The organism is Bradyrhizobium sp., assembly GCF_016213215.1.
Taxonomy (GTDB): domain Bacteria; phylum Pseudomonadota; class Alphaproteobacteria; order Rhizobiales; family Xanthobacteraceae; genus Bradyrhizobium.
In genome coordinates, this window is the sequence record NZ_JACRAW010000162.1 from 1 (window position 1) to 10,466 (window position 10,466).

Sequence of the window (10,466 nt, forward strand, 5' to 3'; positions counted from 1 at the left end):
CATTCGCACGGTGTGGCTCACCCCTGGCATGGACGGCCTGTTCCTTGGACCGGCCTCGGAGCGACGGCGCTTCTTCGACCGGTTGGTGCTTGCGATCGACAATGACCACTCCAGCCGCGTTTCGGCGCTCGAGCGCTCGCTTCGCTCGCGCAACCGGCTCCTGGAAGTTCGCAATTACGACGACCACTGGTGCGATGCGATCGAGCGGGAGACCGCTGAACTTGCGGTCGCGGTGGCGGCAACGCGCGGCCAGACGGCGCTGAGGCTTTCCGAAATGTTGCGCGGGCGAGGCGAGGCCTCCCATTTTCCGACCGCGCAAATCTCGCTGGACGGCTGGATGGAGAACGCGCTTCTCTCCGAATCCGGGACCGCAGTGGAGGATCGCTACAGGCAGATCCTGCGCGAAAACCGGCCGCGCGACGCCATCGCAGGGCGCACGACTGACGGCCCGCACCTCACCGACCTGAAGGTCGTCTATGCGTCGAAGCAGGTGCCGGCGCGCGACGCTTCCACTGGAGAGCAAAAGGCGCTCCTGATCGGCCTCGTGCTCGCGCATGCCGCTCTCGTGGCGGAGATGACCGGCATCGTGCCGCTGCTCCTGCTCGACGAGGTGGTCGCCCATCTCGACCCGAACCGGCGAGCCGCGCTGTTCGGCGAACTTGCCACGCTCGGGGCGCAGGTCTGGCTGACCGGTGCCGACCCCGCCGCGTTCGGCGAGATCGGCTCCGCCGGGGAGATCTTTGAAGTCGAAAACGGCCGGATCACGCCGCGCAAATGACACACCTAAAGGCCCAGTTTTCGTCTCTCAGCGATCCAGGAGAGCGATCGAGTCAGCCGCGCCTCGCGGCCGAAATCGCCGCTTCAAACGAGGCTTTTTGCAGCGCCCCGAATCAGCCTTCCGGCACCTTGAAATAGAGCTAAAAAATCCTATCTCATCAAAGGGTTGCAACCCCAGACTTTGCGCTAGGCGCGCTGCGCCTTTCATGGCACAAATAGCAGGAATCAGCCCCCCTGTGGCCCCGCTGATTCCGGACATTCTCGAAGGCCCCTTTCATGACAGAACCTGCCCGGCAGACCCCTGCCGAAACTCCGCACTCTTTCCCGAGCGATTATGGCGCGGAATCGATCCGGGTGCTCAAGGGACTCGATGCTGTCCGCAAACGGCCGGGCATGTATATCGGCGACACAGATGATGGCTCCGGCCTGCACCACATGGTGTACGAGGTCGTCGACAACGCCATTGACGAAGCCCTCGCGGGCTATGCGACCCGCGTCGAAGTCATCCTCAATCCCGACAATTCCGTCACCGTGCGCGACGACGGTCGCGGCGTTCCGGTCGACATCCACAAGGGCGAGGGGATTTCGGCCGCCGAGGTCATCATGACCCAGCTCCATGCCGGCGGAAAATTCGACCAGAACTCCTACAAGGTGTCCGGCGGACTGCACGGCGTCGGCGTCTCCGTGGTCAATGCGCTGTCGAGCAAGCTGCAGCTGCGGGTATGGCGCGACGGCAAGGAGCATTTGGTCGAGTTCGTCCACGGCGAGGCCGTGGCGCCGCTCAAGGTCGTCGGCGAGGCGAACGGCAGGCGCGGCACCGAGGTGACGTTCCTCGCATCCAGCGAGACCTTCAAGAACATCGAGTATGATTTCGCGACGCTGGAGCATCGCCTGCGCGAGCTCGCCTTCCTCAATTCCGGCGTCAACATCATCCTCTCGGACATGCGCCATGCCGTCGAGAAGCGCGAGGAGATGCACTATTCCGGCGGCGTCGAGGAATTCGTCAAGTATCTCGACCGCAACAAGACGGCGCTGGTGCCGGCACCGATCATGGTGCGCTCGGAGATGAACGGCATCGGAGTCGAGGCGGCGCTGTGGTGGAACGACAGCTACCACGAGAACGTCCTGTGCTTCACCAACAATATCCCGCAGCGGGACGGCGGCACGCACCTGGCGGGCTTCCGCGGCGCGCTGACGCGCCAGGTCAACGGCTATGCCGACGCGCACGCCAAAAAGGAAAGAATCGCGCTGACCGGCGACGACTGCCGCGAAGGCCTCACAGCGGTGCTGTCGGTCAAGGTGCCTGATCCCAAGTTCTCCTCCCAGACCAAGGACAAGCTGGTTTCATCTGAAGTCCGTCCCGCGGTCGAGAACGTGATCAACGAGGCGCTGTCGGCCTGGTTCGAGGAACACCCGTCCGAGGCCAAGATCATCGTCGGCAAAGTGATCCAGGCGGCGGCGGCCCGCGAAGCGGCGCGGAAGGCGCGCGAGCTGACGCGCAAGAGCCCGCTCTCGATCTCTTCGCTGCCGGGCAAGCTCGCCGACTGCCAGGAAAAGGATCCCGCCAAGTCCGAGATCTTCATCGTCGAGGGCGACTCCGCAGGCGGCAGCGCCAAGCAGGGCCGCAACCGCGAGTTCCAGGCGGTGCTGCCGCTGCGCGGCAAGATACTTAACGTCGAGCGCGTCCGTCCTGACAAAATGCTGGGGAGCGAGCAGATCGGCACGCTGATCACGGCACTCGGCACCGGCATTAGCGACGATTTCTCCATCGACAAGCTGCGCTACCACAAGATCATCGTCATGACGGACGCCGACGTTGACGGCGCCCACATCCGTACGCTGCTGCTGACGTTCTTCTATCGCCAGATGCGCGAGATCATCGACGGCGGCTATCTCTACATTGCTCAGCCGCCGCTCTATAAGGTCTCGCGCGGCAAGTCCGAGCAGTATCTGAAGGACGAGCGAGCGCTGGAGGATTATCTGATCGAAGCCGGGCTCAACGACTGCGTGTTCGAGACGAGCACCGGCGAGGAGCGCAAGGGTCTTGACCTGCGCACGCTGGTCAATGACGCCCGCATCATCCGCGCCGTGCTGCGTAACATGCACAGCCGCTATAACCGGAAGGTCATGGAACAGGCTGCCATAGCCGGCTTGCTGGGCAAGCAGATTTTCGGTGATCCCGAGACGGCCAGGCTCGCAGCCGAATACATTGCCCACCGGCTGGATGAACTCGCCGATGAAGTGGAGCGCGGCTGGATCGGACAATTCGTCGAGGGGCAAGGTTTCGTGTTCGAGCGTACCGTGCGCGGGGTGAAGGAGGTGGCCGTCATCGACGACGCGTTCCTTAGCTCGGCCGAGGCCCGCAAGCTCGACGAGTATACGCCCAAGCTTCAAACGGTCTATGATCGGGCTGGCAAGCTGCGCCGCAAGGATTCCGAGGACACGATTCACGGACCCATCGACCTGTTCGAGGCGGTCACCAATGCCGGCCGCAAGGGCACCACGCTGCAGCGCTATAAAGGCCTCGGCGAGATGAACCCCGAGCAGCTCTGGCAGACGACGCTGGATACGAACGTGCGCTCGCTGTTGCAGGTCAAGGTGAAGGAGGTCGACGAGGCCGACGACATCTTCTCCAAGCTGATGGGCGACGTGGTCGAGCCGCGCCGCGATTTCATCCAGGAGCATTCGCTTACCGCCAACATCGACATCTAGGGCGAACTCCAAATCGGGGGCCGCACCAGCTCGCCAGAAAGCATTTCGCGGACATTACTTCTTGTTCATCGAAACGGAAGGTGCAGAGCACCGCTGAACCTTGTCGCCCGCCGCGCCGACCAAGTGCGTGAATTTCACGCGTATTGCGGTCGGGAACGTCATTCGATGACAAGTTCTGTTTTGCCATCACGCCGGCTTGGCACGATTGGAAGCATCGTCGGTCTTCTGGCGTTGGTAGCGGCCGTTCTGCCGCACTGGGTGCTGCCGGTGATGTTTCCGCCGCCGCCAGTCGATCAGGTGATTGTCGATACCGGGCACCGGGTGAAGGAGCGTCTGGTCGCACGCGCGAAGGGCGTCGAATACCAGGCGCCGCGACCCGAAAAGTCGCTTGGACATCGCTGGAGCGACGGTCTTTCGATCGCCGCGCTCTCTCTAGGCCTGCTAGCCATCACACTGGCCGTTGTCTCGCGCATCTTCCACGAAGAGAAGCTCCTTGCTGGTGTGTCTGCCGTGCTCGGCGTCGGCGCCATCGCCTTTGAGTTTTCGTTCATCCTGATTGGCGCGTTGATCTTGATCGCGATCATCTACGCAGTATTGCAATTCATCGATTTGTTTTGAACTAGCGACGCCGCGCCCTGTCTGCCTTGTCCCGGCTTAACCAGAAGTGATGAGGCTATCCGAGCCCGTCGGGCTTACCGCCCGATACAGTGGGTGATCGAGTTAGCCGTGGCACCTCGACTTTCCGCGAGACCGACCTGTGAAGAGGCAAGCGCAAATTGAAATCGAGCCCAATCCCCTATAGTTTCCGCTTCCGTAGCGACATAACGCAGCCAGGACAGCGGGAACCAGCGTGGCGCCCATTCAATACATCGTCGAGGGCGGCCAGCGGCTCTCGGGCTCGATCGAGCCCTCCGGCAACAAGAACTCGGCGCTTCCGATCATCGCGGCCGCGCTGCTTACCGAGCATCCCGTCACGCTGACAAACGTGCCGCGCATCCGCGATACCGAGACCCTGGTGGAACTGGTCCGCTCGGTCGGCGCATCGGCGGAATGGCGCGAACGCAACACCCTCTTGATCCACGCCAAGCAGATCCGTGCCGCCGATCTCGATCCCGAACTGTGCGCGCGCATTCGCGCGTCCATCCTGCTCGCCGGCCCCCTACTCGCCCGCTGCGGCGAGGTGATGCTGCCGCCGCCCGGTGGCGACGTCATCGGCCGGCGCCGCCTGGATACCCACGTTCTGGCGCTGGAGCAGCTGGGAGCCAAGGTCAGCGCCACCGACCGGCTGGAATTCCGCTGCCCGCGCCTGACCGCCGCCGACGTCTTCCTCGACGAGCCGAGCGTGACGGCGACCGAGAACGCGCTCATCGCGGCAGTGGCCGCCAACGGCGTCACGCATCTGCGCAACGTCGCCTCCGAGCCGCATGTGCAGGATCTCGCCCATTTCCTCACCGCGCTCGGCGCCAGTATCGAAGGCATCGGCACCAACACCATGGTCGTGCACGGGCCGGCAACATTGGGCTCGGCGAATTATTTCATCCAGCCCGACCACATCGAGGTCGGCTCGCTGATCGGCCTGGCGGCGGTGACGCGCTCGCCGCTGCGCATTGTGCGCGCGGGCGTGGAGCATTTGCGCTCGATCCGTATGGGTTTCGAGCGGCTCGGTATCGTCTGCCGAGTCGAGGGCGACGACCTGATCGTGCCTTCCAGCCAGACCATGAAGATCCAGGATGACTTCGGCGGTCACGTGCCGAAACTGGAGGACCAGCCCTGGCCGGCCTTTCCGGCCGACCTGATGTCCATTGCGATCGTGACCGCGAGCCAGTGCGACGGCGTCATCCTGATGTTCGAGAAGATGTTCGAATCGCGGATGTTCTTCGTCGACAAGCTGATTACGATGGGCGCGCGTATCGTCCTGTGCGACCCGCACCGGGCGATCGTCGCCGGCCCCAGCCGGTTGCGCGGCTCCGCCATGAGTTCGCCTGATATCCGCGCCGGTATGGCGATGCTGCTCGCCGCTGTTTGCGCCGAGGGCACATCGACCATCAACAATGCCGACCAGATCGAGCGCGGCTACGAGCGCATCGAGGAGCGGCTCAATGCGCTCGGCGCCAGGATCGCGCGCGTTCCCGAACGGGCGTAACTATCTTGCATCCCCGTGCCGGAGCTGGGAAGCGGCCGCGAACGGGATGTCTGCTTTCCTGATACTTTAGCTGCTGTCGCCATTTCGACGCGCCGCAGTGATATGGTCGCGCCCATGACCAGCCTTCAAAACGCGGAGCGCCCGCTCCGGGCGCACCCGGCCGCGCATACCAATCACCTTGCCGAAGAACTCGCCGAGACGCTCAAGCTCGCGGTGCCGATGATGCTGACCCAGCTCGGCCAGATCGCGATGATGACCACCGACCTCGCCTTGATCGGCCGGCTCGGCGAGGGCGCGGTCGCCGCCGCCGCACTCGCGCACACGGTTTATTTCGTCTGCTTCACCGTCGGCCTGGGACTGGCCGCAGCCGTGGCACCACTGGCGGCGCAGGCCTATGGCGCCGGCGACCCCGGACGGCTGCGACGCGTACTGCGCGTCGGCCTCTGGGTTGTGCTGTTCATTTCACTGCCGATGATGGCTTCTCCGCTCTACGGCGAGCATATCCTGCTCGCGCTGGGCCAGACGCCGGCTTCCGCCGCCCTGGCCCAGCGGTATCTCGAAGGCCTCGCCTGGGGCATCGTCCCAGCGCTCGGCTTCATCGCGCTGCGCGGTGTGATGGGGGCGGTGAACCGGCCACAGCCCGCCCTCTGGATCACTTTCGCCGCGATCCCGGCCAATGCGCTGCTGGTCTATCTTTTGATCCACGGCGTCTTTGGGCTGCCGCAGCTCGGCATGTTCGGTGCGGGGCTGGCCACGACGATCGTCAATTTCGCCACCTTCCTCGCGGCCCTTTGGGTGGTGGCCTTCGCCAGGCCGTTCGCAGCCTATCACCTGCTGGCGCATCTGTGGCGGATCGACTGGCCCCTGATGCGTCAGCTCATCGCCATCGGCGTCCCGATCTCGTTTGCCTTGCTGATGGAGTACGGCCTGTTCTCCTCGGCCGCCCTGCTGATGGGGCTGATCAGTACGACGGCCGTGGCCGCCCATCAGGTGGCGCTGCAGGTCACCGCAGTTCTCTTCATGGTCCCGCTTGGCATCGGCATGGCGGCGACGGTGCGGGTCGGACACGCGTTCGGCCGCAATGATGTCGCCGGGATCAAACGCGCGGGGCTGGTCGCGGCGCTGCTCGGCATCGCGCTCGTGAGCGCCTTGACGCTGCTCGTCGTTCTCGAGCGGTTCGCGCTGGCGGGCCTGTTCTTCGGCGCTGCCGACGGCACGAGCCAGGCTACGATCGACCTCACGGCGACCCTGCTTCTGGTCGGGGCAACCTTCTTCATCGCCGACGGCATCCAGACCATCATGGGCGGGGCACTGCGCGGCATCAACGACACCCGAATGACGCTGCTATTCGCCATCGTCGGCTATTGGGCGGTAGGCTTTCCGACCGCCTGGCTGCTCGCGTTTCAGGCAGACCTCGGCGCGATTGGCGTGTGGATCGGGCTGTCGCTCGGAACCTTCATCTATGCCGGCCTTCTTGTCCTGCGCTTCCAGATCCTGACGAACAGAATTGTCTCCGCATGACCGTGCGTGAAGTCTTCCCCAACGTGGATGCGAACGCCTTGCTTGCCGGCGCGCAGTTCATGGACGCCTACCGTGTTGTGGCGAGCGCGAACGCACTCACGGCTCGGCAGGCTACGGAGAGAATGCTCATGGGACCGCGCTGGATCGGCGCGCTGATGAGACTACGCAACATCATCGTTGCCCCGCTCGGGCTGAAAACGTCGGGCGAGCAGGGGCCTTCGCCCGGCGGCCTGATCGGAATGTTTCCGGTGGTGAGCGAGACGCCAGAGCGCGTGGTTGCGGGGTTCAACGATGTGCACCTCGATTTCCGGGTTGTGGTCGACGTCGCACCCATAGAAGGTGGCCGGCAGGTCACGGCGACGACGCTGGTGCTGACACACAACCCCTTCGGCCGGACTTACCTCGCGCTCGTCCTGCCGTTTCATCGGCGCATCGTGCGCAGCATGCTGCGGCAGGTTGCGGCAGGTTGCGGCGTAGTTCGCCGCGACTGCGGGTAAACCCGCGGGGCCGCGCATCGCAAGCCGGCAGGCGTTTCAGTAGGTGAGCATGCGGGGTCCTCCCATTGACCGTTCCCGCGCGGGCGAGTTTTCGCATGGCGGGTGAGCGCCGCCAAAGTGGCGGCTTGAAAGGCAAGATCAGCCCGCCTACCCTGCGCCGCAAAACGGGGAAACACGATGGCTAACGAAACCGCAACCCTCGCCGGCTATGTCGCAGATCTGAAGTACGCCGACATCCCGCAGGAGGTATTGGAACGCGCCAAGGCGCTGACGCTGGATTTTCTCGGCAGCGCCATTCGTGCGCGGCGCGACGCGGAGTCCACGGCCTCGCTGCTCAAGATGCTGGAAACGCTAGCGCTTGATACCAAGGGCGAGTCCACCGTTTTTGGCGACACCAAGACCTGGACGCCGGCAGTTGCAGCGCTGCTTAACGGCGCGCTCGGCCATTCGCTTGATTTCGACGACACGCATGCGGATTCTTCGCTGCATCCGAGTGCCCCGGTGGTGCCGGCCGCATTCGCAGTGGGCGAGATGATCGGCGCGTCGGGCCGCGACGTGCTGACCGCGATTGTTGCCGGATATGAGGTTTGCTGCCGGCTCGGCAACGCGCTCGATCCCACTTCGCACTATTTGCGCGGCTTCCATCCCACCGCGACCGCGGGCACCTTTGGCGCAGCAGCCGCCGCCGCAAGGCTGTTCGGACTTTCGGAGGCGCAGACCATTTCCGCGTTCGGCGTTTCCGGCAGCCAGGCCGCAGGTTCACTGCAATTTCTCATTAACGGCTCCTGGAACAAGCGCTACCAGGTCGGCGCGGCCGCGATGAACGGCGTCATCGCCGCCACGCTGGCGCGCAACGGCTTCATCGGCTCGACCGAGTCGATCGAAGGCAAGCACGGCTTGCTCGTCGGCTACAGCGACGACCCGCATCCCTTCAAGGCCGTTGCCGGACTCGGCAAGACCTATGAGACCATGAAGATCGGCATCAAGCCCTATCCGAGCTGCCGCTACACCCATGCCGCCATCGATGCCTTGATCGCGATGCGACGCGAGCACAATCTGACGCCGGACCAGATCAAGCGCGTCGAGATCGGCCTGCATCGCAACGGCATTACGCTGACCGGCGATGCCGCGACCAAGCGGCACCCGAGGTCGATCGTCGGCGGACAGTTCTCGATGTTCTTCACCGGTGCGATCGCGCTCGACCAGGGCAGCTTCGGCTGGGACGATTACGACCGGCTGGGCGATCCGGCCATCGATGCGATCGCCGACAAGTTCGAGGTCGTGCAGGACGATCGCCTTGAGGTCGGCCGCAGCCATCCGTTCGGGGCGCGCGTCAGCATCGAGACGGCCGAGGGTGTGCACGAGCGCCTCTATGCCGACCCGTCGGGCGAGCCCACCTCCTTCCCGGACGCACAGGCGATGCAGCAGAAGTTCCTGACGCTCGCCCGCCCGGTGCTGAACGGCCGCGCGGACGAGCTTGCGAACGCGATCCTGTCACTCGAGCGCTTTGACCGGGTTGAAACGGCGATCCAACTCGGCCGGCAATAGCGCGCAGCGATCACCTTCAAGCGGAGACCCTTGCCGCCTCGACTTGGCGGAACCGGTTCCTTCGCCGCGACAAGGCCGAGCCGGGGGGCATCGGCCAGCAACTCCTGCTATGCTTGCCGCAACAGCAAGGAGCATCCCATGAGCTGGCTTCCTTCCAACGACCCGGTGCTCGGCGATCCTGCTTCCTGCGACGCGCTTGAGCTGATTATCGTGCCGCGAACCCGTGATCTCGGCGACGGCTTTGAGGTGCGCCGTGCGCTGCCGCATGGCAGACGGCAGATGGTGGGGCCCTTCATCTTCTTCGACCATTTCGGACCGGTGCAGTTCATGTCCGGCAAGGGCATGGACGTTCGCCCGCATCCGCATATCGGGCTCGCGACCGTCACCTACCTGTTCGACGGCAGCATCATGCACCGCGACAGCGAGGGCAACATCCAGGAGATCCAGCCGGGCGCGATGAACCTGATGACCGCCGGCCGCGGCATTGCGCATTCGGAGCGGACGCCCGACGCGCAGCGGCAGGCGGGGCAAAAGATGCTGGGCCTGCAGAGCTGGATCGCGCTGCCCGCGGGCAAGGAGGAGATCGCGCCGTCGTTCCAGCACTACGCCGCCGGCGACCTGCCCATGATCTCCGAAGGTGATTTCACCGCGCGTGTCATAGCAGGCGCCTCGTTCGGCATCTGCTCGCCGGTGACGATGGTCTCGCCGTGGTTCTACACCGAAGTCACGACCGCGCAGGGCGCCAGCGTGCCACTCGACCCCGATCACGAGGAGCGCGCGATCTACCTGGTCGACGGCGAGGTCGAGATTGCCAACCAGCGCTACGAGGGGCCGCGCCTGTTGATCTTCCGGCCCGGCGACCGCATCACGGTCAAGGCGCTCCAGCCGACGCGAATGATGTTCCTGGGCGGAGACGCGCTGGAGGGCCCGCGCCATATCTGGTGGAATTTCGTTTCTTCCAGCAACGAACGGATCGAGCAGGCCAAACAGGACTGGAAAACCGGCCGCTTTGGCCCGATTCCGCAAGAACACGAGTTCATTCCGCTGCCGGAGTAGGCTATCTGGCTTGTTGCCGTCTCGCGCCGGCGCGCGACGATTCCCCTGCCCGAGGGTCTTTTCCGATGACCACCATGCTTGCCAGCGACCTGCCCCTGCCCCGCATCGGACGCGGCAAGGTGCGCGATATCTATGCGGCCGGCGACGACCGCGTGCTGCTCGTTGCGACCGATCGCGTCAGCGCCTTCGACGTCGTCATGGCCGTGTCCATC

At 64.5% G+C, this 10,466-nt stretch carries 9 protein-coding genes; all 9 read left to right on the forward strand.

What is annotated here, in order from left to right; all coding sequences use genetic code 11:
• Nucleotides 1-778, forward strand: a 778-nt coding sequence (locus HY852_RS26760) for an AAA family ATPase (RefSeq protein ID WP_291607966.1), incomplete at its 5' end; no start/stop codon positions are given.
• A 275-nt stretch (nt 779-1,053) separates the two neighbouring features.
• Nucleotides 1,054-3,489: a DNA topoisomerase (ATP-hydrolyzing) subunit B gene (gene gyrB, locus HY852_RS26765; RefSeq protein ID WP_291607967.1), complete on the forward strand. Its 2,436-nt coding sequence runs from the start codon at nt 1,054-1,056 to the stop codon at nt 3,487-3,489.
• A 165-nt stretch (nt 3,490-3,654) separates the two neighbouring features.
• Nucleotides 3,655-4,107: a hypothetical protein gene (locus HY852_RS26770; RefSeq protein ID WP_291607976.1), complete on the forward strand. Its 453-nt coding sequence runs from the start codon at nt 3,655-3,657 to the stop codon at nt 4,105-4,107.
• A 232-nt stretch (nt 4,108-4,339) separates the two neighbouring features.
• On the forward strand, nt 4,340-5,632 hold the full coding sequence (gene murA / locus HY852_RS26775) for a UDP-N-acetylglucosamine 1-carboxyvinyltransferase (RefSeq protein WP_291607969.1): 1,293 nt from the start codon (nt 4,340-4,342) through the stop codon (nt 5,630-5,632).
• A gap of 114 nt (nt 5,633-5,746) precedes the next feature.
• On the forward strand, nt 5,747-7,153 hold the full coding sequence (locus HY852_RS26780; RefSeq protein WP_291607970.1) for an MATE family efflux transporter: 1,407 nt from the start codon (nt 5,747-5,749) through the stop codon (nt 7,151-7,153).
• Nucleotides 7,150-7,650, forward strand: coding sequence for a DUF2867 domain-containing protein (locus HY852_RS26785; RefSeq protein WP_291607971.1), 501 nt, complete (start codon nt 7,150-7,152; stop codon nt 7,648-7,650). The genes HY852_RS26780 and HY852_RS26785 overlap by 4 nt, the downstream gene beginning before the upstream one ends.
• A 177-nt stretch (nt 7,651-7,827) precedes the next feature.
• A complete protein-coding gene (locus HY852_RS26790; RefSeq protein WP_291607973.1) occupies nt 7,828-9,198 on the forward strand; it encodes an MmgE/PrpD family protein in 1,371 nt (456 codons plus the stop codon).
• 138 nt (nt 9,199-9,336) lie between these two features.
• Nucleotides 9,337-10,254, forward strand: coding sequence for a pirin family protein (locus HY852_RS26795; protein ID WP_291607975.1), 918 nt, complete (start codon nt 9,337-9,339; stop codon nt 10,252-10,254).
• A gap of 65 nt (nt 10,255-10,319) precedes the next feature.
• On the forward strand, nt 10,320-10,466 hold a 147-nt coding region (locus tag HY852_RS26800; RefSeq protein WP_291607978.1), incomplete at its 3' end, for a phosphoribosylaminoimidazolesuccinocarboxamide synthase.

Bases quoted from the DNA above. Each gene is read 5' to 3' on its own strand.
- HY852_RS26780 (WP_291607970.1), top strand. From the start codon at position 5,747: ATGACCAGCCTTCAAAACGCGGAGCGCCCGCTCCGGGCGCACCCGGCC.
- HY852_RS26770 (WP_291607976.1), top strand. From the start codon at position 3,655: ATGACAAGTTCTGTTTTGCCATCACGCCGGCTTGGCACGATTGGAAGC.
- gyrB (WP_291607967.1), top strand. From the start codon at position 1,054: ATGACAGAACCTGCCCGGCAGACCCCTGCCGAAACTCCGCACTCTTTC.
- HY852_RS26795 (WP_291607975.1), top strand. From the start codon at position 9,337: ATGAGCTGGCTTCCTTCCAACGACCCGGTGCTCGGCGATCCTGCTTCC.
- HY852_RS26785 (WP_291607971.1), top strand. From the start codon at position 7,150: ATGACCGTGCGTGAAGTCTTCCCCAACGTGGATGCGAACGCCTTGCTT.
- HY852_RS26790 (WP_291607973.1), top strand. From the start codon at position 7,828: ATGGCTAACGAAACCGCAACCCTCGCCGGCTATGTCGCAGATCTGAAG.